Source organism: Streptococcus sp. 27098_8_22, assembly GCF_041432415.1.
Taxonomy (GTDB): Bacteria; Bacillota; Bacilli; order Lactobacillales; family Streptococcaceae; genus Streptococcus; species Streptococcus pseudopneumoniae_M.
Genome location: NZ_JAPVZP010000008.1, coordinates 1 through 22,973, shown reverse-complemented (window position 1 = coordinate 22,973; position 22,973 = coordinate 1). Strand labels below are relative to the sequence as shown.

General features: G+C 38.4%; 22 protein-coding genes and 1 pseudogene. 19 read left to right on the top strand and 4 right to left on the bottom strand.

Annotation, left to right across the window (positions count from 1 at the left end):
• Positions 1-122 precede the first annotated feature (122 nt).
• The 7 genes from O3633_RS08285 to O3633_RS08255 all read left to right on the top strand — a co-directional run bounded on the left by O3633_RS08285 (position 123) and on the right by O3633_RS08255 (position 9,450).
• The gene (locus O3633_RS08285) at positions 123-3,629 is read left to right on the top strand and encodes an LPXTG cell wall anchor domain-containing protein (protein ID WP_371620972.1); all 3,507 of its coding nucleotides are present in this window, start codon (positions 123-125) and stop codon (positions 3,627-3,629) included.
• Between the two features lie 3 nt (positions 3,630-3,632).
• Entirely contained in the window at positions 3,633-4,274 is a 642-nt protein-coding gene (locus O3633_RS08280; RefSeq protein ID WP_371620971.1) for a hypothetical protein, read from the top strand.
• A 123-nt stretch (positions 4,275-4,397) separates the two neighbouring features.
• Positions 4,398-5,348, top strand: coding sequence for a dihydropteroate synthase (folP, locus tag O3633_RS08275; protein ID WP_371620970.1), 951 nt, complete (start codon positions 4,398-4,400; stop codon positions 5,346-5,348).
• 1 nt (position 5,349) lies between these two features.
• Positions 5,350-6,648: a bifunctional folylpolyglutamate synthase/dihydrofolate synthase gene (locus O3633_RS08270; protein WP_371620969.1), complete on the top strand. Its 1,299-nt coding sequence runs from the start codon at positions 5,350-5,352 to the stop codon at positions 6,646-6,648.
• 1 nt (position 6,649) lies between these two features.
• The gene (gene folE, locus O3633_RS08265) at positions 6,650-7,204 is read left to right on the top strand and encodes a GTP cyclohydrolase I FolE (RefSeq protein ID WP_000380927.1); all 555 of its coding nucleotides are present in this window, start codon (positions 6,650-6,652) and stop codon (positions 7,202-7,204) included.
• Positions 7,205-7,352: 148 nt separating this feature from the next.
• Entirely contained in the window at positions 7,353-8,174 is an 822-nt protein-coding gene (gene folK / locus O3633_RS08260; protein ID WP_371620968.1) for a 2-amino-4-hydroxy-6-hydroxymethyldihydropteridine diphosphokinase, read from the top strand.
• Positions 8,167-9,450, top strand: coding sequence for a DUF308 domain-containing protein (locus O3633_RS08255; RefSeq protein ID WP_371620967.1), 1,284 nt, complete (start codon positions 8,167-8,169; stop codon positions 9,448-9,450). Before folK ends, O3633_RS08255 begins: the two co-directional genes overlap by 8 nt.
• A 48-nt stretch (positions 9,451-9,498) precedes the next feature.
• On the opposite strand, the gene O3633_RS08250 is transcribed toward O3633_RS08255, so the two are convergent.
• On the bottom strand, positions 9,499-9,816 hold the full coding sequence (locus tag O3633_RS08250) for a DUF960 domain-containing protein (RefSeq protein WP_371620966.1): 318 nt from the start codon (positions 9,814-9,816) through the stop codon (positions 9,499-9,501).
• A gap of 205 nt (positions 9,817-10,021) precedes the next feature.
• Here O3633_RS08250 and ccpA point away from each other — a divergent pair, with 205 nt between their 5' ends.
• Positions 10,022-11,029, top strand: coding sequence for a catabolite control protein A (ccpA, locus tag O3633_RS08245; RefSeq protein WP_371620965.1), 1,008 nt, complete (start codon positions 10,022-10,024; stop codon positions 11,027-11,029).
• 257 nt (positions 11,030-11,286) lie between these two features.
• Here ccpA and O3633_RS08240 read toward each other — a convergent pair whose 3' ends face one another.
• Positions 11,287-12,249 carry an asparaginase gene (locus O3633_RS08240; protein WP_371620964.1) on the bottom strand — a complete coding sequence of 321 codons (963 nt, stop codon included), beginning with the start codon at positions 12,247-12,249 and terminating at the stop codon, positions 11,287-11,289.
• Positions 12,250-12,314: 65 nt separating this feature from the next.
• Between O3633_RS08240 and O3633_RS08235 the strand changes: the two genes are divergently transcribed.
• The gene (locus O3633_RS08235; RefSeq protein WP_371620963.1) at positions 12,315-13,706 is read left to right on the top strand and encodes a Cof-type HAD-IIB family hydrolase; all 1,392 of its coding nucleotides are present in this window, start codon (positions 12,315-12,317) and stop codon (positions 13,704-13,706) included.
• A 115-nt stretch (positions 13,707-13,821) separates the two neighbouring features.
• On the opposite strand, the gene O3633_RS08230 is transcribed toward O3633_RS08235, so the two are convergent.
• On the bottom strand, positions 13,822-14,274 hold the full coding sequence (locus O3633_RS08230) for a universal stress protein (RefSeq protein WP_049504821.1): 453 nt from the start codon (positions 14,272-14,274) through the stop codon (positions 13,822-13,824).
• Between the two features lie 144 nt (positions 14,275-14,418).
• On the opposite strand from O3633_RS08230, the gene O3633_RS08225 reads away from it, so the two are divergent.
• The 3 genes from O3633_RS08225 (at position 14,419) to O3633_RS08215 (ending at position 16,855) form a co-directional block, all read left to right on the top strand.
• On the top strand, positions 14,419-15,258 hold the full coding sequence (locus O3633_RS08225; RefSeq protein WP_371620962.1) for a metallophosphoesterase family protein: 840 nt from the start codon (positions 14,419-14,421) through the stop codon (positions 15,256-15,258).
• A gap of 71 nt (positions 15,259-15,329) precedes the next feature.
• On the top strand, positions 15,330-15,767 hold the full coding sequence (locus tag O3633_RS08220) for an Rrf2 family transcriptional regulator (protein WP_371620961.1): 438 nt from the start codon (positions 15,330-15,332) through the stop codon (positions 15,765-15,767).
• 68 nt (positions 15,768-15,835) lie between these two features.
• A complete protein-coding gene (locus O3633_RS08215) occupies positions 15,836-16,855 on the top strand; it encodes a YdcF family protein (protein WP_371620960.1) in 1,020 nt (339 codons plus the stop codon).
• A gap of 132 nt (positions 16,856-16,987) precedes the next feature.
• Here O3633_RS08215 and O3633_RS08210 read toward each other — a convergent pair whose 3' ends face one another.
• Complete coding sequence (locus tag O3633_RS08210; RefSeq protein WP_371620959.1) at positions 16,988-18,457, bottom strand: AcpB/EbpR/MafR family transcriptional regulator; 1,470 nt, start codon at positions 18,455-18,457, stop codon at positions 16,988-16,990.
• A 347-nt stretch (positions 18,458-18,804) separates the two neighbouring features.
• Between O3633_RS08210 and O3633_RS08205 the strand changes: the two are divergent.
• The 7 genes and pseudogenes from O3633_RS08205 to nusG all read left to right on the top strand — a co-directional run.
• A pseudogene (locus O3633_RS08205) lies at positions 18,805-18,936 on the top strand (hypothetical protein); the annotation flags it as partial.
• An 11-nt stretch (positions 18,937-18,947) separates the two neighbouring features.
• A complete protein-coding gene (locus tag O3633_RS08200; protein WP_371620958.1) occupies positions 18,948-19,187 on the top strand; it encodes a transposase in 240 nt (79 codons plus the stop codon).
• Positions 19,188-20,289: 1,102 nt separating this feature from the next.
• Positions 20,290-20,658: a hypothetical protein gene (locus tag O3633_RS08195; protein ID WP_000853145.1), complete on the top strand. Its 369-nt coding sequence runs from the start codon at positions 20,290-20,292 to the stop codon at positions 20,656-20,658.
• 138 nt (positions 20,659-20,796) lie between these two features.
• Positions 20,797-21,489, top strand: coding sequence for a phosphoglycerate mutase (locus tag O3633_RS08190; RefSeq protein ID WP_000240128.1), 693 nt, complete (start codon positions 20,797-20,799; stop codon positions 21,487-21,489).
• Between the two features lie 417 nt (positions 21,490-21,906).
• Positions 21,907-22,059 (top strand): 50S ribosomal protein L33, encoded by a 153-nt coding sequence (rpmG, locus tag O3633_RS08185; RefSeq protein ID WP_001809375.1) that lies wholly within the window; start codon positions 21,907-21,909, stop codon positions 22,057-22,059.
• A gap of 9 nt (positions 22,060-22,068) precedes the next feature.
• A complete protein-coding gene (gene secE / locus O3633_RS08180; RefSeq protein ID WP_001211016.1) occupies positions 22,069-22,245 on the top strand; it encodes a preprotein translocase subunit SecE in 177 nt (58 codons plus the stop codon).
• Positions 22,246-22,302: 57 nt separating this feature from the next.
• A complete protein-coding gene (nusG, locus tag O3633_RS08175) occupies positions 22,303-22,839 on the top strand; it encodes a transcription termination/antitermination protein NusG (RefSeq protein WP_045763385.1) in 537 nt (178 codons plus the stop codon).
• The last annotated feature ends 134 nt before the right edge of the window (positions 22,840-22,973 follow it).

Here is a 22,973-nt window from a genome sequence, read left to right as displayed (position 1 = left end):
CTATAAACTAAAATTATGTTAAAATACTGGTATAAAACATGTAAAATTGCATGATATACTACGTATACCATGGTTTGACTTAACAGTCAAACCAATCCTATTAGCCATTAAAGGAGAAATTGATGAAAAAATTGCAAACCCTCACAACTTCAACAGCTATTGCGCTTGCATCAGTTAGTGCGCCTGCATTTGCTCAAGAAGCTCAAGCAACACCAGTACCTGCTGAGACTGCTGTCAATGAACCTACACTTGTTGCTAAGTCACAATTGAAACCACTTGAAAAGAGCCAAGTTCCTGCGCCTTCCACAGTGAAACCTGCACTTGATGCGCAAAAAGCTGTTGTGAAAGAAGCTGAAGCTAAGATTGATACAGCTAAAGCTGGTGTCAAAGAAAAAGAAGCTACTGTTGCTTCAATTGAAACAGAATATTCTAATGCAGATAAGGCTGTTAACGATGCACAAGCAATTGCTTCTCAAGTAACACCTGAAAAAGTTGCTGAAGTCAAAGATGCTCAAGCTAAGAACCTTGAAGCACAAACTGCTAACCAAAAAGCAACTGAAGCTACAAATGAACAAATCAAAACTGAGACTACTGTTCTTGCTGAAAAGCAATCAGACGTGGCAAGTGCTCAAGCTAATCTTGAACAAGCTAACAAAGATGTCCAAACAGCTGAACAAACAGTCGCAAATGCAGAATCTGCTCTTGACGGAACTGGACTTGCAACTGCTGAAAAAGACTTGAAAGAAGCTCAAAAAGGCGTTAAAGACACTGAAGCTACAGTCACTGAAGCTGAAACTGCTTTTGCAACAGCAAAAAAAGCTGATGAAGCACGTGAAGATGCTATCAAATCAGCTGAAACTGATGTAAATACTAAAAATGATGCTGTCAAATTGGCTAAAGAAAAATTGACAACAGCTAATCAACATGCTGAATCAGTAGAAGCTAAATTGCAATCAGCTCAAGATGAATTGAAAAAAGCTCAAGATGCATTAAAAAATATTGGCAAACCAACAAACATCTATGAAGCTATCAATGCTGAAATTGTAGATAAATCAGGTACTATTTACTTCAAAGATAAAACTTTTGATCTTACAGCTAAAATGAACGAGTTCAGAAGATTAATAAAAGAAGATAAAAATGTTGAAGCTCAAAAATACGCTGAAGAAAATCTACTTAGTAGTATGTTGAATCTTTATATTGACGATACTTCACAACAATTCATCAAAGCTCTAATTGGAGATGAAGCGTTTAACAAGACATACAATTTACAAAATGGTAAATTAATCTTGTCAAGAGAAGATTATAAAGCACTAAACATCGCATTCGCATCTCAACTAAATGCTTTTCGCAAAATCAGTGGGCTAGAGCCAATAAATAAAGTTACAGAAAATAGTATTGATTTGGGAATGAAAGCTATTGATGCTTGGAATGATTTTGCTAACAAACCTGAAAACGTAAATAAATATGGTTCTGAACTAGGTCATAATGGATTTTCAAATGTTCAAAAAGCTACAGGCGCATTTACAGAAAATATTTATCCTATGGCTGGATTTAAGAAAAGTAGCATGACATTTACAGAATTGAACACTTTATTTGTGTATCACATGTTAGGTTTTGCTTTTAAAGATGCTCATTCTAATTGGGGACATTATTTTAACCTTCTATCTGGAGATAACGTTCATATGGGGTTATACCAAAATAGGTCTGATTCAACAGAAGCTGGAGGTGCATATTTTACCCATTCATTTCCTAATGCAAAAGCTAACGATACGATTATTTATAGTCAATATGGGGCAATTAAATTATCCAAAATTGAACATTCATTAGCTGAGTATAACAGTAAGGTTGCTGAACTTATTAATTACGCTGTTAACCATCCGCAATATATTTATCTACTCCAAGAATATAACAACTATTATGCTGCTATTCAAAATGAGTATCGTAGAACAAATGTAATTGATCCCCAAAAACAGGCTCAACTCGATGGTAAAGCGAAGGAGTTGGATGATTATGAAAAAGAACATAAAGTTCCAAGCATCGATTTCACAGGTTCATCTGGGGGATTCACTGTTAGGGAAACTTTTAAATTAAGACATATCGCCCCTTTCAATGGTTGGAGTGTGAGCTGGCTTAAGAAAAATGATGATGGTACTTTTAAATATCAGTCAAGTTCAACAGATGATTTTTCGGGAACTTTAGACGATTATAAAAAAATCATGACCATTAAGGTTGATAATTTAGTCAAAAGCAAGTTGAGCTCAATGCAAGAACAAATTGCTGAAACAAAACAGCTATACGCACCATTTTTTGAAAAATTATCTCAAGCTGAGATAAAAAATAATGTTAACCAACTTCAAGCTAAAGTAATCAAATCCCAATCAAATCTTGAACAAGCAACTACAGCTTTAGAAAACGCTAAGAATGCGTTGACAAAAGCTTCAACTGATTACGCAAGCGCACTTAGCTTGAAAACTGAAGCTGAAAAAGTATTGGCAAGCGCAATGGCTACGCCATTGCAAGCTCAAGTTGCTGAAAACAACCTACGTTTAGCAAACATTGCTCTTGAAAATGCTAAGAAACGTGAAGCTAAAGCAAGTGAAGCAGTCGCTAACTTCTCAGCAAGTCTAGCTGACAAGAAAGCTACTCTTGAAAAAGCTCAAGACGCACTTAAATCAGCTAAAACTGTTAAAACAATTGCGTCACAAGCTCTTGACATTGCTTCAGCGAACCTTGAAGACCAAGAAACTAAACTAGATAACTTGAACAAACAAGTTACTAAACTTCTTGCTGAAAAAGATGCTCTTGTTAAAGAAGCTAAAGAATTGGCTGAACAATTGCAAGCATATTTGGACGCACCTGTTGCTCTAACTAAAGCAAAACAAGCTCGAACAGCCGTTAGTGTCAAATTGGAACTCGCTAAAGCTGACCTAGAAATGGCACAATCTAAGCTTGAAAACTTGTTGACTGCACAAAAAGCTGAAGAAGCTAAACTCGCAGAACTTGAAGCAACATATGCTAGACTCGTTGACCTTGCAGAGAAAGCTCAAGAAAACGTTGTTGCAACACTTTCTGACGGAACAATTGTTGCTATTCCTAAAGATGCACCAGTTGCTGAAACACTTCCTGAACTAAATCTTGAAGAACTAGCTAAAGAAGATGCTAAAGATAGCACTGTTAAAACACTTCCTGACGGAACAATCGTAGCTGTTCCTAAAGATGCACCAGTTGCTGAAGAACTTCCTACTATCAATGTTGACGAATTGAAGAAGGCTCTTGATGCAGGTAAAGAAGTTACGTTGGATGCACAAGGGAATGTTGTTGTACGTGAAACAAAACCAGCTACTTATGAAAAACCAGTTAACGTTGATCGTCCACAAGTCAATAATGATAAATCAAATAAAGATTATGCAAGTGATAAAAACGTTACTATCGATAATAAAGGAAATGTTATCGTAAAAGGTCAGACTTACACAAGTCAGCAACAAGCATCAAGCAAGTCGACTTATTCACGAGTAGAACGTGCAAAAACATTGCCAAATACTGGAACGAAAGAAAGTAACTTAACATTATTTGTTTTAGCAATTCTATCAGGGCTAGGAATAGCATTAAAAAGAAGACAAGGAAAATAAAAAATGGGATTATTTACAGACTCACTAAAAGTTAGCTCTGGCTTAACACTAGGGCATGCGGCGACAAAAATAGGTATTCAGAAAACATTGTCAGCAGCTGAGGAGAGAGCAGCTACAAAGTTTAAAAATTATCAAGCTAGATTTTTTGACCCTATTGTACGTGAAGATTTGTGTCATTTAGAAGTCGATGGTCATTTAAGAGCTAAAAGCTATCCTTTCCCTGAAAAAGCTAGTGTAATAAATATTTCAGTTTTGCAAAAGGATATTCAACATCTAACGAAAGAATTTAATACTGAGAAATTAGTAAACTTTATTAAAAGACATCCATTATTTACAGTTTTTATTATTTGGCTATTAAGTGTACCAATTGGTTTGTCAGATATTGGTACAGTGCTAAGTTTTTCAGCAATTGTTTTTGTTGTAAGATTAATATTTATACGACCTAAAAAATTTGAAAAACTATTGATAGAAGATGCTAAACAATACTGGAAAGTTAGAGAGTATGTAAGACATGCTTTAGAGATGGGAGAATTAACACAACAAGAAAGTCTAAGAAAATTATTAAATGCTAGACTGGTACAACGTTTCCCAGACACAATTGAAGAAATTGAAGCACATGCATTTAATTATAAGCATGGATTGTAAAGGAGAACTCAGCTTCTCCTTTTTTTGCGTTCTTTTAAAGTTTGGGAGTATCGAGGGATAATTGGACAGAATCCAAAAAAAACAGTAAAATAGAGGAATACTAATCTAAATGAAATTTGAGTGATGAACGTGGAAAAAAGAGACAATCTTACAAAAACAGCTATTTGTGGAATTATCAATGTCACCCCAGATTCTTTTTCTGATGGGGGCCAGTTTTTTGCTGTTGAGGAAGCTTTGAAGCAGGCTCGAAAATTGATAGCTGAAGGAGCCACTATCTTAGATATCGGTGGAGAATCTACTCGACCTGGAAGTAGCTATGTTGAGATTGAAGAGGAAATCCAGCGTGTGGTTCCAGTCATTCAGGCTATTCGTCAAGAAAGTGATGTTCGGATTTCGGTAGATACTTGGAAGAGTCAGGTGGCAGAAGTGGCTTTACGAGCTGGGGCTAATATAGTCAATGACATTACAGGCCTCATGGGTGATGAGAAAATGGCAGAGGTGGTTGCCAGGGCTGGAGCTCAGGTAGTCATCATGTTTAATCCAGTTATGGCACGCCCTCAGCACCCTAGTTCACTCATATTTCCTCATTTTGGATTTGGAGAGACTTTTACAAAGGAAGACTTGGCAGACTTTGAACAACTACCAGTAGAAGAATTGATGACAGCTTTCTTTGACCGTACTCTAAGAAGAGCAGAGAAAGCAGGGATTTCGCAAGATAAGATCATGCTGGATCCTGGGATTGGCTTTGGTTTGACAAAGAAAGAAAATCTCATTCTCCTACGTGACCTTGATAAGCTTCACGAGATGGGCTATCCTATCTTTTTAGGAGTTTCTCGTAAGCGATTTGTCATTAATATTCTAGAAGAAAATGGATTTGAAGTAAATCCAGATACTGAAGCTGGCTTCCGCAATCGTGATATTGCTTCGGCTCATGTGACCAGCATTGCTGCTAGACAGGGTGTAGAAGTAGTGCGCGTGCATGATGTAGCCAGTCACAAGATGGCAGTCGAAATTGCATCAGCCATCCGTCTGGCAGACCATGCGGAAAATTTAGATTTGAAACAATATAAATAACATGAATAAAAACGAAACGAACCAGTGGATAGCAAACTACCGGACAGACCAACCGCATTTTGGTCTGGAGAGGATGGTGGAGCTATTAGCCTTACGTGGCAATCCTCATCTTAAACTCAAGGTTATCCATATTGGTGGAACCAATGGAAAGGGCTCTACTATAGCCTTTTTGAAGAATCTGTTGGAAAAGATGGGACTAAGAGTTGGTGTCTTTAGCTCTCCTTATCTGATTCATTATACCGATCAGATTGTCATTAATGGGGAATCTATCCCAGAAGCGAGATTAGAGTCCTTGATGGCGGATTATCGTTCACTACTTGAAGGAGAGCATGCTCAAGCCTTGCAAGGAACGACAGAATTTGAGATTATCACTGCTATAGCTTATGACTATTTTGCTTCTGAGCAAGTCGATGTGGCGATCATGGAAGTTGGTATGGGCGGACTTTTGGATAGTACCAATGTCTGCCAACCTATCCTAACAGGCATCACGACTATCGGATTAGACCATGTAGCGCTTTTAGGGGACAGCTTGGAAGCCATAGCAGAGCAGAAAGCAGGGATTATCAAGCAAGGAGTTCCTCTAGTGACAGGCCACATTGTCCCAGAAGCCTTGTCGGTTATCGACCAGATTGTGAAAGCGAAACAAGCTTCTAGGTTTGCTTATGGGGAAGATTATCAAGTTAGCCATCATGAGAGTGTGGAGACGGGCGAAATCTTTGATTATTCAAGCTCAGTCAGACAAGGTCGTTTCCAAACAGGATTGCTTGGTTTGCACCAGATAGAGAATGCAGGGATGGCGCTGGCCTTGTTAGATAGCTATTGCAAAGAGACTGGTCAAAAATTACCAGATAATGCTTTAGTGGCTCAAGCTTTGGAAGAAACAAGCTGGCCTGGACGCTTGGAAGTTATTTATAGGGAACCCTTGATGATTTTAGATGGGGCCCACAATCCCCATGCCATCAAGGCCTTGTTGGCTACCTTGAAAGAACGCTTTACGGACTATCAGAAGGAAATCCTCTTTACTTGTATCAAAACCAAGGCCTTGGAGGATATGTTGGACTTGCTAGAAACTTTGTCCAATACTAAGATTACACTAACTCATTTTGAGGATAGTCGGGCGACGGATGAAAAAGTCTTGAAAGAGATGGCTGATTCTAGAAATCTCAACTACCAAGGTTGGCAGGAATTTCTAGATAAAAAATTATCAGAAAATGAAGAGAAAAAAACAGTTAGGATTATCACGGGCTCATTATACTTTTTAGCCCAAGTGAGAACCTACCTAATGGAGAGGAAAAATTAGAATGGATACACAAAAGATTGAAGAAGCTGTAAAAATGATTATCGAGGCAGTTGGTGAGGATGCAAATCGCGAAGGCTTGCAGGAAACACCAGCCCGTGTCGCTCGTATGTACCAAGAGATTTTTTCAGGTCTTGGTCAAACTGCTGAAGAGCACCTGTCAAAATCCTTTGAGATTATTGATGACAATATGGTAGTGGAAAAGGATATCTTTTTCCATACCATGTGTGAACACCACTTTTTACCATTTTATGGTCGAGCTCATATTGCCTACATTCCTGATGGGCGTGTAGCAGGCTTATCAAAATTAGCTCGTACGGTGGAAGTTTATTCGAAAAAGCCACAGATTCAAGAACGCTTGAATATCGAAGTGGCTGATGCCTTGATGGAGTATTTGGGAGCCAAGGGAGCCTTCGTTGTCATTGAAGCAGAACATATGTGTATGAGTATGCGCGGTGTTCGAAAACCAGGAACTGCAACCTTGACAACAGTGGCTCGTGGCCTATTTGAGACAGATAAGGATCTTCGTGATCAGGCTTATCGTCTCATGGGACTATAATACTCTTCGAAAATCAAATTCAAACCACGTCAGCTTCACCTTGCCGTACTCAAGTACAGCCTGCGGCTAGCTTCCTAGTTTGCACTTTGATTTTCATTGAGTATAAAAAGAATCCGCTTTGGGCGGATTTTTCTAGAAAGGACTAGTTATGGATCAACTGCGAATTAAAGACCTAGAAATTTTCGCCTTTCATGGACTCTTTCCTAGTGAGAAGGAACTGGGGCAGAAGTTTGTCGTTTCAGCCACCCTATCCTATGATATGACCAAGGCTGCGACAGACTTGGATTTAACTGCTTCTGTCCATTACGGAGAACTTTGCCAGCAATGGACGACATGGTTTCAGGAAAATACTGAGGACTTGATTGAAACAGTAGCCTACAAACTAGTAGAGCGTACTTTTGAGACCTACCCTCTCGTTCAAGAGATTGAGCTGGAACTAAAAAAACCTTGGGCACCTATCCATCTACCGCTGGATACTTGTTCAGTAACCATCCACCGTCGCAAGCAGCGTGCCTTTATCGCTTTAGGAAGCAATATGGGGGATAAGACGGCTAATCTCAAGCAAGCTATTGACCAAATGCAAGCTCGTGGCATCCACATTCTCAAAGAGTCTAGTGTTTTGACGACCGAGCCTTGGGGTGGTGTGGAGCAGGATAGCTTTGCCAATCAAGTCATTGAAGTGGAAACCTGGTTGCCAGCTCCAATCTTGTTAGAAACCTTGTTAGAGATTGAATCAGAGATGGGACGGGTTAGAGAGGTTCATTGGGGACCTCGCTTGATTGACCTGGATTTGCTTTTTGTAGAGGACCAGATCATCTATACAGACGACCTCATCTTGCCTCATCCTTATATTGCTGAACGTCTCTTTGTCTTAGAATCACTCCAAGAAATAGCTCCGCATTTCATCCATCCAACACTGAAACAACCGATCCGCCACTTGTATCGTCAATTGGAGAAAGAAAATGCCTAAGTTTTTCGAAACTTATAGTAAATGGAAAAGTCTAGGGGAAGGAATGCTAGCTATTATCCTCGGTCTTCTCTTGATTTGTTTTGGACAGATTGTACCGAGGCTTGGTTATCAACTCTTGATGGCCTACTTTTCCTTGTCGACTGTTTGGCATTTATTGACACGATGGTTTCAGGAAAAGTCCCGTAGAGAAAATATTTTTGTAACCATAGCCAAGTTAGGACTTTCTGTCATTCTATTTGATTCAGTCATCCTGCAAGGGATAGCCCTCTATGTCTTAGTCATTGCTATTGGAAGTTATCAATTGTTTACAGGTTTAATTAGCCTGATTACCTGGTTGATTTACCGAAATAATCATATCCATCCGAGGCTCAATTACTTATTTGATGCTTTGTGGATGATGGGATTTGGTCTCTATAGTATCTCCCCTTTTCATGACGCAACAAATTTTGAATTGCTCTTACTTGGTTTTTACTTACTGATGTTAGGGGCAAGTAGTCTCAGAGATGGTTTCTTTTTTGAAAAAGGAATCCGTAATCCTAGACTTAAGCGGAAGATACGAATGACCCTGCCCATTTTTATAACAGCTCTAATTCCTATCAATACCCTACGTCGATTGAATAAATGGTTTTCTAATCATGAGTCCGAAGAAGGGAAAGTACATTCAGAGAGAAAAAATGACCAGACAGTTGATATGGAAATTTTTATCCATACTTCAGAATCCTCTTTCTTTTTAGCCATGGGGCATGTGGATATCTGCTATCAAGGTCAGGTTATTTCCTATGGTTCTTATGATCCGCACTCGGAGCGTTTATTTGGGATGATTGGGGATGGGGTTTTATTTAAGGCTAATCGAGAAAAGTATATCGAACTCTGTAAGAGAGAAAGCCAGAAAACTCTCTTTGCCTATGGCTTAAGCTTGTCTGAACAACAGAAAGAAGCAATAGAGGAACAACTGAGAGAAATTGAAGAACTCTTAATTCCTTGGGAACCAAGCTCTCAACTCATGAAAAGAAGAGAAGGAGAAATCAAGCATACCTATTCTTATCAGCTGAAACACGAGGCTGATGCCACTCTTTATAAGTTTAGTTCGTCTAAGTTTAAGACCTATTTTGTTCTCAGTACAAATTGTGTCTTATTGGCTGACTCTATCGTGGGTAAAGCTGGAACAGACATTCTCAGCCCCCAAGGATTTATCGTCCCAGGAACTTATCAGGATTATCTTGATTTAGAATATACCAAACCAAGTGGTATAGTAGTCAGTCGTTCTATTTATTAGCAAAAAGAAAACTCTAGTTTCCTAAGTAGATAGGGGAAGCTAGAGTTTTTAAAATAGGTCATTTTCTTCTGGTAGGAGAATGGTTTCCTTCCCATCCATATCTAGCACCAGAACTTTAGGTGGATAGAGTGGGTCAAAGGGATGGTTGAAGTCGAAGTCAATCGTTGTTGGAAGATGTTGACTAGAAAAACGAAAAGTGATGGAGCCTTTATTATTCAAAAGCCGAAATTCCAATTCATCTTCTAGATCAAAAACATGCTTTAAAAAATGATCTATTATATACCAGATTGAATCGATAACATCGTCGGGTAAATTGGTCACTACACCGAAACTAGCGCATCGTCTATGAGAATCTGTAAAAGCCATCCCTATCTCCTAATTGATTTTTTTATTATCATACTGCAAACTGCTAGAAAAATCAAGAAAAGTCAACTACCTTTAAAAAGATGAGAATGATTTTGAAATTTTTTCAACGAATCTTCATCAAATGCTTGAAAATGCTTACAATTAGTGGTAAAATGAAAGCAGTGGAATCATGAAAACAAAATTTTCAAAGTAGAAAGGAAACGGAATGAACACAGATGATACAGTAACAATTTATGACGTTGCCCGAGAAGCGGGAGTGTCAATGGCAACTGTCAGTCGTGTTGTCAATGGCAATAAGAACGTCAAAGAAAACACCCGTAAAAAAGTCCTAGAGGTCATTGATCGTCTTGACTACCGCCCTAATGCAGTAGCTCGTGGTCTAGCAAGCAAGAAAACAACAACAGTTGGAGTTGTTATTCCAGATATCACAAACACTTATTTCTCTACCCTTGCTAAAGGGATTGACGATATCGCGGAAATGTACAAATACAACATCGTCCTTGCTAACAGTGATGAGGATGATGAAAAGGAAGTATCTGTGGTCAATACTCTCTTTTCTAAACAGGTGGATGGCGTTATCTTCATGGGTTATCATTTAACTGAGAAGATTCGCTCAGAGTTTTCACGCTCACGCACACCTGTGGTTCTTGCAGGAACAGTTGACATAGAACACCAACTTCCAAGTGTCAATATTGACTATAAACATGCTACTGTTGATGCAGTCCGCCATCTCTTGAAACGAAATAAAAAAATTGCCTTCGTTAGTGGACCATTAGTGGATGATATTAATGGTAAGATTCGCTTGGCTGGTTACAAAGATGCTTTGAAAGAAGCGGGAATTAACTACAGTGAAGGTCTTGTTTTTGAATCAAAATACCGTTATGTTGATGGTTATGCCATGGCAGAACGCTTGATTTCTTCTAAAGCAACAGCAGCGATTGTAACAGGTGATGAATTAGCGGCAGGTGTTTTGAACGGACTTGCTGACAAGGGAGTTTCTGTACCGGAAGACTTTGAAATTATCACCAGTGATGATTCACAAATCGCGCGCTATACTCGTCCAAACCTAACCACCATTGCGCAACCTTTGTATGACCTTGGCGCTATTAGTATGCGTATGTTGACGAAGATTATGCATAAGGAAGAGTTAGAAGAGCGTGAAGTTCTTTTGCCACATGGTTTGGTAGAACGTCATTCAACTCGTAAAGATTAACAAGAAGAGGTCGGGATAAAAATCCCGACCTCGCTTTTTAGTAGTAAAAGCTTTTTGGTCAATGGTTCAAGCATCAAGTTGATGGTAGAAGGCTTACGGGGGTGACTAGAAAACAAGACGTGGTCTAGTAATTTCTATCTCACCGACTTTTTTATACTCAATGAAAATCAAAGAGCAAACTAGGAAACTAGCCGCAGGCTGTACTTGAGTACGGCAAGGCGACGTTGACGAGGTTTGAATTTGATTTTCGAAGAGTATTATCCTTCCATATAGGCTCGTAATTCATCCCCTGTAAGGCCAGCATTGATAGCAATGAGGAGTTTGAGACGAGCCTTTTGAGCATTGAGTTCTTTGACAAAGAATACACCAGCCTTTTGTAGACAAACGCCACCGCCTTCATAGGCATAAACAGGTTCAGCAATCCCGTTAAAACAACGAGAAACCAAGGCGATTGGGAGTCCTTCTTGGATAAGGGCGTTCAATTTTTGTGATGTTTCCTTGGGAACATTTCCAGCACCAAAGGCCTGGATAATAAGACCATCTAGCTGGTCAACAGGAAGCAAATCAAGGAGTTCTTCTGTCATACCAGCATAGACTGGAATAATTGGAACCAAGCCCTGGATCCTATCAAGGTCAAAACGAACACGGGGTTCAGCTGTTTTGAAGTAGAGAATCTCGTATTTCATGATGAGCCCAAGAGGGCCGTGGGTCGGCGTTTGAAAGGTACTAACATTTGTCGTGTGCGTCTTGGTCACATACTTAGCAGCGTGGATTTCATCATTCATCACGACCAAGACACCCTTATCAGCAGCCTTATCGTCACTCGCTACGCGTAGGGCACTGAGATAATTGTAGACACCATCGCTTCCGAGTTCGTTGGAACTACGCATGGCCCCTGTTAGTACGATCGGTTTGTGAGGAACCTCCATGGTATCGAGGAAATAGGCAGTTTCCTCCAAGGTATCTGTCCCATGTGTAATCACGAAACCGTCATAATGATCAGCCTCCTCTTTGATTTTTTGATAGAGGGCCAGCATATGCTTGGGTTTAATATGGGGACTTGGCAGATTAAAAAAGTCGAGCGCGTGGACTTCAACTCCTCCAAGTGGATTGGATACATGATTCATAGGGTTTTCTTGGCTAGTCACAACAGCGCCAGAAGCATCGGCTTGCATGGAAATAGTACCACCCGTATGTAAAACAAGGATTTTCTTAGGCATGATTTACTCACTCTTTCTGAAATGTGGTATAATCATTGTATCACAAAAGGGGAGAATGAGGTAGGATGGAAGTCAAAGCTGTTTTTTTTGATATCGATGGAACACTAGTCAACGATCGCAAGAGTGTTTTGAAATCCACTAAGGACGCGATTAAGATTGTGAAGGACCAGGGGGTGCTTGTTGGAGTAGCCACAGGGCGAGGACCTTTTTTTGTTAAGGATTTAATGGAAGATTTAGATCTGGATTTTGCCGTAACCTATAACGGCCAATATATCTTTAATAAAGACAGAGTCTTGTTTACAAGTCCTCTTTCCAAGTCTCATTTACGGCAGTTGATCACCTATGCCAAAAAAGAGGGAAAGGAGATTGCTCTAGGGACCAAGGATGCCATGCTGGGTTCGAAAATCATGTCTTTTGGCCTAGGTTCTTTTTCTCAAAGGGTGAGTCGTTTTGTCCCCTCTATGTTGACTCGTACAGTTAGTCATTCCTTTAATCGAATGGTGAGTAAGATTGTTCCTCAGAAGGAAGAAGACTTGCTTCAGTTGATGAATCAGCCCATTTATCAAGTTTTGATGCTAATGACGCCAGAAGAATCTGAGAAAACAGCAGCTGATTTTAAAGACTTGAAATTGACTCGTAGTAATCCTTTTGCAGCCGATGTCATCAACCAAGGAAATTCCAAGTTAGAAGGCATTCGCCGAGTCGGAAAAGAGTATGGTTTTGATCTCAATCAAGTCATGGCCTTTGGTGACTCAGACAATGACTTAGAGATGCTGGCGGGTGTTGGGATGTCAGTCGCTATGGGCAATGGTAGTAGCAGTGTCAAGGAAGTGGCGAAGCATATCACAACCAGCAACCAGCAAGATGGGATTCACAAGGCCTTGGAACACTTTGGTGTTTTGGCTTCAGAGAAAGTCTTTGTCAGCCGTGACTATCATTTCAATAAGGTCAAGACCTTCCACCACATGATGGATGAACGAACTCAAGAGGAGCCCCAAGCTTGGGATTTAGAAGGTGCCACCCATAGAGCAGGATTTAAGATAGAAGAACTGGTCGAGTTTGTTCGAGCTGCTAGCTCTTCTGAAGAAGACTTCGAACGGGCAGTTGGACAGTTACATCAAGCATTGGATCAAGCAGCAGAGAAAGTTGCTAAGAAAACACCTGCTAAGCAAGATTTGGTAGGGCAAGTAGATGCCTTAATTGATACCTTGTATTTCACCTATGGTAGCTTTGTTTTGATGGGAGTGGATCCAGAGCGGATTTTTGATATTGTCCATCAAGCCAATATGGGTAAAATGTTTCCTGATGGAAAAGCTCATTTTGACCCAGTTACTCACAAAATCCTAAAACCAGATGACTGGGAGGAGAGATATGCTCCAGAACCAGCCATTAAAAAGGAGATTGAGCGTCAGATAAAGGCCTATGAACGCCACAAGGAAAGAGCCGATAAGAAATAGGCGATAGAAAAGAAAGCCTTGAATGATGTTTTGATTTCCTGGCTCCATCTACTGCATCAACAATTTATGAAAAAAATGAGGTTAGGAGAAAAATCCCAACCTCATTTCTTTTTTATTACAAAGTTTTGTCCTTATCTCTAACGACGAGAAGGTCAACGCTGGTATGGCGTAGGATATATTCTGATGAAGAACCAACTAGCAGGCGCTCGAAAGCATTGAGCCCTGTTGCTCCAACCAAAATCAAATCAACCTTTTCTTTGTCTGGAATTGTTTTAGCTAAGAGAGTTTTAGGGTTCCCCATCTCAATAACAACTTTAATGTCTGTGAGACCAGCATCTCTTGCACGCTTTTCATATTCTGCCATCAAATCGTTGGCCTCGACTTGTAACTCTTCATAAACTTCAGCATCAAATGTTGAGATGCTTTGAAGAGCACGCGTGTCAATGACATGGGCAATAGTTAGTTTTGCTTGGTTACGCAGTGCTGAATGAACCCCTTTGATGAAAGCCAAGTCAGCTTCCTTAGAACCATCAACCGCTACCATGATGTTTTCATAACGTTGTGTCATAGCAAAAACCTCCTCATTCTTATTACATTCATTGTATTCCTTTTCACTAAAAAAGTAAAGTAAAAAACGATAGGAGGATAGATGCTTTTTGACTTTAACTTGGAGTTTGTTATAATAAAAATAGAAAAGCTAAGAGGAAGAGATATGACAAAAATCGCAGTATTATCGGATATACATGGCAATACGACAGCTTTAGAGGCTGTCTTAGCAGATGCGCAGAAGTCGGAGGTTGATGAGTATTGGCTCTTGGGAGATATCCTCATGCCAGGAACAGGACGAAAAAATATTCTCCATACATTGGAGACTTTACCCATCACTCTTAGAGTTCTGGGAAATTGGGAGGAGAGCTTATGGCGCACCTGCCATCGTAAGTTAGATAAAAGTAGACCCAGTCATCGTTATCTCTTACGCCAGTGTCAGTATATCATGGAAGAAGTCAGCATCGAGGAGATTGAGGCGCTGCAGAACTATCCCTTGCAAGTTCATCGCCAGTTTGGAGATCTGAGGCTAGGGATTAGCCATCACTTGCCTGATAAAAATTGGGGACGAGAGCTGATTCATCTTGGAAAGCAAGAGGACTTTGACCGTCTTGTCACCAATCCAGACTGCGATATTGCCATTTATGGTCATATCCATCAACAGTTTCTTCGGTATGGTAGTGGTGGCCAGCTTATCCTGAATCCAGGTTCCATTGGTCAACCCTTCTTTTTATCTGAAAATTTACGCAAGGACTTACGTGCTCAGTACATGATTTTAGAGTTTGATGAAAAAGGTTTGAAAGATATCGATTTTCGTCGGGTTGATTATGATATTGAGGCAGAATTACAGCTAGCCAAAGACTTACAATTACCCTACTACCAAGTTTATTATGAAAGCTTGGTTAATGGGATTCACCATACTCATAATCAAGAATTACTTCATGAAATCGCCCAAAGTCAAGGGCATGATGCAGAACTAGACGACTGGCTTAGTGGTAATTCTTGACATTACAACTAGAAGAGATATAATAAACTTAAGAAAAGAAGGAACTAATCTGACGAAAAAAGGAGAAGAGGATGCAAATTTCAAGTCGATTTACCATTGCGACTCACATGTTGATTATTATTGCCCTAAAAGGGAAGGAAAGCAAGGTGACTAGCGATTTTCTAGCTAGTAGTGTAGGAGTTAATCCAGTTATTATCCGTAAAACCTTGTCCCAACTGAAAAAGGCAGAGATAATCTCAGTCGCGCGTGGAACTGGAGGGGCAGAGATTATCAAAAATCTTGAGGATATCAGTCTTTTGGATATTTATCAAGCGGTCGAATGCCTTGGAAAAACTGGACAACTCTTTAGTTTTCATGACAATCCCAATCCAGCCTGTCCAGTAGGAGCTAACATCCATGGGGTTTTAGATGAGAAATTACAAAAGATTCAGCTAGCCATGGAGCAGGAGCTGAGCCAAACCAGTCTTGCTCAAGTGGTGGCAGATGCAGAGAGTAGGATAGAAGGATAAGAGGATCTTAGATCCTCTTTTTCTATGTGGATAATTATGATAAAATAGAATCATTAAAGGAGGAAGAAATGTATCTCGTTATAGGAATTGTATTAGCATTTATCCTGTCATTTTGGAAGGATAATAGGAGTTTGTGGAATCCAGTATTATTTTTATTATCTCTCATTTCGAGTTATATTTATCTATCCTACCTTTTTTATAAAAACGGTTATGAGAATGTTCAGCTTGCTTTCTATGGAGTAGCCTTTGTTTTACTCCCCTTGTTGCTTTTTCTAAGTGGTATCTTTTTAATCTATAATGGTGTTATCCTGCTGAAACGAGAGGGACGTTCAAAGGCCAATTATCTCTCCATGCTTCTTGGAATAGTCATTTTGGTATTTTTTGCCTTGATTTCATTTCGATTGGGAGGTCAAAATGAATTATTTTACACCAATCACTTTCTAAACATTTTATTTGTATTCATTTTCTACTCTTATTTTATTTTTGGCTTTGCCTTTGCGGGTTTTATGTTGTACTCTATCTTGTATCTCTTTATTCCTAAGAAGAAGCATTATGATTTTATTATCATTCACGGTGCAGGTTTACTAGGTGGAGAAAAGGTAACACCTTTGCTAAAGAGGAGAATTGATAAGGCAGTAGAAGCTTACCACAAGTCTAAGAATCCTCATATAAAAGTTATTGCCAGCGGTGGACAAGGGGCGGATGAAAAGATATCTGAGGCTCAGGCGATTGCAAATTATCTGCTTACCGAGACAGATGTTCCCCAAGATGCGATTATCCTGGAGGAACAATCAAGAACGACCTATGAGAATCTTCTTTTTTCTAAGAAGCTTGGCGAGAAACTGGTAGCAAGCCCCCAATTTCTTTTTGTGACAAATGATTATCATGTTTTTAGAACAAGTACCTATGCTCGCAAGTTAGGCATGAAAGGAGATGGCTTGGGATGTCGGACAGCTGGCTATTACATTCCGTCAGCCTTTATCCGTGAATATGTAGCTCTATGTGTGAAATTAAAGTGGCTCTTCATTTTCTTCTATGCTTTATTATTTATAGCCCTCCTTTTATCCTATAAGGGAATTCTATGGTAGGATAAAAAAATAAACAAAAAAAGCTAGTTTTCTGATATTCAGAATTCTAGCTTTTTCGTCTTTGCATAGTTAAGCTGAGTGGCCATATAGAAATAAAATTGTGAATGCTTGATCTTTCAAAAGAAGCCTTCCTTAAAGCCTACCAATTGAAATGGTGTTAAGCTCATTAATAACCTGAAGATTGGACATGCGACCGATATTGATTAGATTTGGATGTTTTAGGCCATCTATATCGAAGTTAGTCAAAATGGCATCGTATCCAGCCTCCATAATTTCGTCAACATTCAGTGTTTCTTTGTCCCAGGTTTCGAATTGGATATTCTTAGAGGTATAGAATTTATAAAGAGAGATAAGCGATCGAGGATGTGCAAAGTCAAACTCACTCAAAACAAGGACACGAATGTTATTAAGTGATTCTAACAGTTGTTCCATCAAATCTGAAGCGTGAGTGAAGAGCGTATAGACCAAATGGACAACAGCATAGGCATGTTCTTTCTGCCCAATGCTAGACTTATAGCGCATCATTTCCAAAACAGCTGCTTCGTAAAATTTAGGGAAGAACTTTTTAACTTTTTTAAGAGAGTATGATTTATTGTGTGAAATAAAGGATTCAGAGTTAATTTCTTGACGTTCAAGAATCGCAGTGTTATGTAAGTGCCAGACCAGCTCATCTGTATTTGAGAAGTGAAAGCCAAAATCACGTGTCAAGTTATCAAGGACATCACGGGCAGCGTGGTAAGAGTTGTCAACTTGTGGATCAATTGAGCGGGCAGTTAGAAAATCTTCGACTGTAAAGAAGATTCCTTTTTGAATAAAGGAGTGAAAAAGTTGTTCTAGGGTATCAGGATTGAGTTCAATATTCAGACTCTTAGCCAACGGTTCAAGTCGCTCCAGATACTCTGGAAGTTGGTCGTAGATAAGGAGTAATTTTTCAGAATCACTGACTGTTTGAATCGTGATACCGTTTTTAAAACGATGAAGATTAACGGCGATTAGAGTTTCTATCTGTAGTAGGTTTGTATAGTTGGCAGGATAGCCTGTTAGCTTTAGGAAAAATTCTACAAACTCTGCAATATCTTTCCTAGATTCAGGAAATGGCCACTTGAAGTAACCGTAGGCTTCATGGAAATATTGGGCGAAGAAAAAGCGAATGTCTCTTTCATCACCAATGATAGAGATTGGAGTGACCTTGAGTTTGAAGCGGTATTTACTTTGTAGAGTATTGTTAATCTCGGCGACCTTTTTGCGAAGGGCAGGAAGAGAAACATCAAGGTTTTGGGCTAGATGTTCGTAGGTAAATGGTTCTGTCAATAAAAAGAATGCTCTTAATACCTGGAAGTGAGAAGAATCTTGCAAAGTGTGGCGGTAAATTCGTTCGATGCCCAAGTTTTTAGGGTTAGCCAGTCTGATACCAGCTGTGGAAGATTGGATTTCAAAGCATGATAGAACCTCGCGCATTTCCTTAATATCGCTTTTAATGATACGTGTATTGATATTTAGGGCTTCTGCTAGAGGATCTAAGTGGATCCAGTCTGGATTTTCAAATAAATATTCTAAAATTCTTAATTGCCTTTGTTCTTTTTGAGTCAATAGAGCTCTCATAAATCATTCCTCCTATAATAAAATTGATTATAACAAACAAAAATCATATTTTTTTAAGATGTTAGTTATTATATCACAAGTAAATCAAAAAAACAAAGAATATGCCTACATTTATTATATTGTATTTTATAAGAAAAATTGTCATTTTAGAATTTTTTTGTATGAAAAGAATTTTTAAATATATAATTCAAAATGATTGACTAAAATGAAGCTGTGTTTTGTAGTTTAATTTGTATGTTAAAGACATGTCATAATTTAAAAATTAACTGAGGATATGATTTATGTATTTCACAAGAAGCTGACTCAAAATGCGTTAAGACTTCAGCTGTAACTCAGTTGTAACCCCCTCATCGCTTACAGATGCCGAAAAAGCTAAAGTAGCAGATAAAGTTAAGAAAGTTAACCCAACAACAGACATCAAGGTTAATAATGATGGTCCAGTAGTTGTAACCTTTGAAGATGTATCAGGAACTTATTGAAAAACTGACCGATGAGATTCAACGCTACATCGAAAAGGAGTTCCCCTGAGGAAAATAGGATACTTCAAACCATTCCTGGTGTGAATGAAAACTGTGCTGCCACTATTCTAGCTAAGATTGGACCAACTGTTACAGCCTTTCCATTCGATGCAAACTTAGCATCATGGGCTGGGATCTGCTCAGGGTCTTATGAAAGTGCTGGCATTAAAAAATCCTCGCACATCACGCAAAGAAATCGATATATCAAATAGGCTTTGACCATGTCGGGATTAATTGCAGCACATTCTAAGGATCCATCTTTTTCTTCTTTTTATAGTGGATTGAACTTAGAGTAGTACACCATGGATTCTAAAACATTTTTAGAAATTAACTTGACTTTCCTAACCTCTTTGTTCATATCTTATTTCAATAAACTATACAATCGAATTTCCCCAAGAGGAAGTAAGATGAAAGCCGTCATTGCTTGTGCTCATAAGATTCTCAGAATCATTTACAAACTACTCTCCACCAAGCAGACTTATCAAACAGAAAAGGCGCTAGGACTGAGGAAATAGTTCTAACGCCCAAAATAAAAAAATTTCAATTACAGTATAGTACAGGAAGTGATTTTTTGCGCTTTTTATATTTAAGGTTAGACTTTTGTCCTAGACTCTTTTTGAGTTCAATTGCTCGTTTTACTATTTGAAGTCAGATAAATTAAATTTTTTCCTGATAACTATATCTCGGAAAATTACTGTATGTAAATTAGTCAATAATTTATTAATACTAGTTGTATAATTCTTTCAGAAACGATCAAGAGCACAAAATTAAATCTGAGTAAGGCATAGAACAAGAAAACGGATATTTAACTCAGATAGCCTTACAGAAGAGTGTAGGGCGAAAAATTGAAAATATAAAACAGTTAGAAAATCTAGAAGATGATCAAGATTGAGAAGGAAACTGACTTGTAACTAAAGTTAAGGTTAAAAATAATAGGGAAAACTAAAGAAGAATTATAAGTATAATAGGCTAAAAATTAGGAATACTAAAGATTAGTAACAAATCAAATAATAAATGCTTCTCCTCTAATTAGAAGGAAATTAGATATAGTTTCTGATTTGAGTGAGAATATTTAACGAAATTATGAAAAAAATAAATGGATTACTTGAACGACTGAACATAATGTAAAATAACAAGTAAAACAATAGAACTATTACACTTTAAATATCACTAGTTTGATTCGTATAGAGACCCAGTGACGAAATCATCAATCATCAATCATTAATCATCATTCCGTACCAGACTGGTAAAAACTTTAAATAAAAACTAAAATATGATAAAATAACGATTGTATAACATTTTGAGGAGACAGTTATGAAGACAAAAACACTTGCACAAGTTGATGGAATTATTGGAATCATTGCAGGAGCTGTTTTAGCAATTTTACCAGTCGTTATCGTTATGATTGCAGCTATTTCTGAAAATGAAGATTTTGCGGGAGTGATTTTGGGAATTGTTTTCCTTGTTTTTACTTTAGTAAAAATAGCAACTCTTATCCTAGGAATTCTCACTCTTGTCTACTATAAGGATGACAAGCGTATCTCACTTGCTCCGTCTATCTTATTTATCGTTGGATCGGTAGTATCATTGATTCCGTTCTTAGGATGGATAGGTGGAATTATCCTCATCATTGGTGGAGCGCTATACTTGTCGAGCTTAAAACATTTCCAAATTGAAGGATAGTTCTATACATAATAAGGGAAGAGTCAAGAAGTCTCTTCTCTTTTTTGATTGATTTTGACTAGCTTTTTTGTGAAAAATTGTGTAAAATAGAATAGATAAACGAGGGAAACCTCGGAAAATAAAAGGAGTATCCATCAAATGGTAAAATTGGTTTTTGCTCGCCACGGTGAGTCTGAATGGAACAAAGCTAACCTTTTCACTGGTTGGGCTGATGTTGATTTGTCTGAAAAAGGAACACAACAAGCGATTGACGCTGGTAAATTGATCAAAGAAGCTGGTATCGAATTTGACCAAGCTTATACTTCAGTATTGAAACGTGCAATCAAAACAACTAACTTGGCTCTTGAAGCATCTGACCAATTGTGGGTTCCAGTTGAAAAATCATGGCGCTTGAACGAACGTCACTACGGTGGTTTGACTGGTAAAAACAAAGCTGAAGCAGCTGAACAATTTGGTGATGAACAAGTTCACATCTGGCGTCGTTCATACGATGTATTGCCTCCAGCAATGGATCGCGATGATGAGCACTCAGCTCACACAGACCGTCGTTATGCTTCACTTGACGACTCAGTTATCCCAGATGCTGAAAACTTGAAAGTGACTTTGGAACGTGCCCTTCCATTCTGGGAAGATAAAATCGCTCCAGCTCTTAAAGATGGTAAAAACGTATTCGTAGGAGCACACGGTAACTCAATCCGTGCTCTTGTAAAACACATCAAACAATTGTCAGACGACGAAATCATGGACGTAGAAATCCCTAACTTCCCACCATTGGTATTCGAATTTGACGAAAAATTGAACGTAGTTTCTGAATACTACCTTGGTAAATAAGAACCATAAAGCCTAGGATGATTCCTGGGTTTTTTCAATTTCTAAATAATTCGGTACGTTATTGAAAGAAAGCCTTATTTGACAAATTGTAACGCTAAATTCCCAAACTAAGTTCCACAGCTAATCCAAGTGGAAGTTAGTCTGATAAAAATCGTAAAAACCAGTGGAAATCCGTGTCAGGTTAAGTTCCACTGGTTTTACTAATGCTTGACTTCATCGCTTTTATAGCCAAAATGAATCGAAAAAAAGAGCGCACAAAATCCCCTTATCTGAAAGCGTTTCAGATTAAGTTCCGCTATGGTGGAAGTTACTTTGAGAAATTACCACAATTTTAAAATGAAAGATTTAAGAATACAAAAAACAATTAAGCTTGTCAAAGCAGAGGATTCTTGTTATAATAGGTAAGATGGAGGCGTTATGGCACTTAAAAAAGCAAGTCTAGCCTGTGCGGTTTGTGGTTCTAGAAACTATTCGATTAAGATTAGTGGAAATCCAAAACCAACACGCTTAGAAGTAAATAAATTTTGTAAACACTGTGGCAAGTACACCACACACCGAGAAACGAGATAGGAGAAAACGATGCGTTTTATTAAGGACATTTTTAAACTTCTTAAAGAAACAACTTGGCCGACTCGCAAGGAAAGTTGGTTAGATTTTAAATCTATCATGGAATACACTGCTTTCTTTGTAGTGATGATTTATATTTTTGACCAATTGATTGTTAGCGGATTGATTCGTTTTATTAATATTTTTTAAAATAAGCTAAGAAAAAGATCTAGTCGCTGAAATTCTTCAGTTAGGAAAGGAAAAAACATGGATAGTTTTGATAAAGGATGGTTTGTGCTACAAACTTATTCTGGCTACGAAAATAAAGTAAAAGAAAATCTATTGCAGCGTGCACAAACATACAATATGTTAGAAAATATTCTGCGTGTTGAGATTCCTACACAAACAGTGCAAGTGGAAAAAAATGGAAAGAAAAAAGAAATCGAAGAAAATCGCTTTCCAGGGTATGTTCTTGTAGAAATGGTTATGACCGACGAAGCATGGTTTGTTGTGCGTAACACACCAAACGTAACAGGATTTGTGGGCTCACACGGAAACAGATCAAAGCCAACTCCACTTTTGGAACAAGAAATTCGCGATATTTTAGTTTCTATGGGTCAAACTGTCCAAGAATTTGATATTGATGTTGAAGTTGGCCAAACTGTTCGCATCATTGACGGTGCTTTCGCTGATTACACAGGTAAGATCACAGAAATTGATAACAACAAAGTCAAAATGATTATCTCTATGTTTGGTAATGATACAGTAGCGGAAGTAAATCTTAATCAGATTGCAGAACTTTAATCAAAAATTATCAATATAAAATCACAAACAAAGACAATTGTAAAAGAGACAGTTGTCTTTTTTTATTCTCACTTGTCAGTATTCATACTTCCTGATACACCTTGGACTTGAAAAAACACAAGACAGAAATCAAA

Coding starts and splice junctions, on each gene's coding strand:
- O3633_RS08230 (WP_049504821.1), bottom strand. CDS start 14,274: ATGACACAACGTTATGAAAACATCATGGTAGCGGTTGATGGTTCTAAG.
- O3633_RS08210 (WP_371620959.1), bottom strand. CDS start 18,457: ATGAGAGCTCTATTGACTCAAAAAGAACAAAGGCAATTAAGAATTTTA.
- folP (WP_371620970.1), top strand. CDS start 4,398: ATGAACGTGGAAAAAAGAGACAATCTTACAAAAACAGCTATTTGTGGA.
- O3633_RS08235 (WP_371620963.1), top strand. CDS start 12,315: ATGGAAGTCAAAGCTGTTTTTTTTGATATCGATGGAACACTAGTCAAC.
- O3633_RS08280 (WP_371620971.1), top strand. CDS start 3,633: ATGGGATTATTTACAGACTCACTAAAAGTTAGCTCTGGCTTAACACTA.
- nusG (WP_045763385.1), top strand. CDS start 22,303: ATGGATAGTTTTGATAAAGGATGGTTTGTGCTACAAACTTATTCTGGC.
- secE (WP_001211016.1), top strand. CDS start 22,069: ATGCGTTTTATTAAGGACATTTTTAAACTTCTTAAAGAAACAACTTGG.
- O3633_RS08270 (WP_371620969.1), top strand. CDS start 5,350: ATGAATAAAAACGAAACGAACCAGTGGATAGCAAACTACCGGACAGAC.
- O3633_RS08255 (WP_371620967.1), top strand. CDS start 8,167: ATGCCTAAGTTTTTCGAAACTTATAGTAAATGGAAAAGTCTAGGGGAA.
- O3633_RS08215 (WP_371620960.1), top strand. CDS start 15,836: ATGTATCTCGTTATAGGAATTGTATTAGCATTTATCCTGTCATTTTGG.
- O3633_RS08250 (WP_371620966.1), bottom strand. CDS start 9,816: ATGGCTTTTACAGATTCTCATAGACGATGCGCTAGTTTCGGTGTAGTG.
- O3633_RS08285 (WP_371620972.1), top strand. CDS start 123: ATGAAAAAATTGCAAACCCTCACAACTTCAACAGCTATTGCGCTTGCA.
- O3633_RS08240 (WP_371620964.1), bottom strand. CDS start 12,249: ATGCCTAAGAAAATCCTTGTTTTACATACGGGTGGTACTATTTCCATG.
- folE (WP_000380927.1), top strand. CDS start 6,650: ATGGATACACAAAAGATTGAAGAAGCTGTAAAAATGATTATCGAGGCA.
- O3633_RS08225 (WP_371620962.1), top strand. CDS start 14,419: ATGACAAAAATCGCAGTATTATCGGATATACATGGCAATACGACAGCT.
- O3633_RS08200 (WP_371620958.1), top strand. CDS start 18,948: ATGAGATTCAACGCTACATCGAAAAGGAGTTCCCCTGAGGAAAATAGG.
- O3633_RS08190 (WP_000240128.1), top strand. CDS start 20,797: ATGGTAAAATTGGTTTTTGCTCGCCACGGTGAGTCTGAATGGAACAAA.
- folK (WP_371620968.1), top strand. CDS start 7,353: ATGGATCAACTGCGAATTAAAGACCTAGAAATTTTCGCCTTTCATGGA.
- rpmG (WP_001809375.1), top strand. CDS start 21,907: ATGGCACTTAAAAAAGCAAGTCTAGCCTGTGCGGTTTGTGGTTCTAGA.
- O3633_RS08195 (WP_000853145.1), top strand. CDS start 20,290: ATGAAGACAAAAACACTTGCACAAGTTGATGGAATTATTGGAATCATT.
- ccpA (WP_371620965.1), top strand. CDS start 10,022: ATGAACACAGATGATACAGTAACAATTTATGACGTTGCCCGAGAAGCG.
- O3633_RS08220 (WP_371620961.1), top strand. CDS start 15,330: ATGCAAATTTCAAGTCGATTTACCATTGCGACTCACATGTTGATTATT.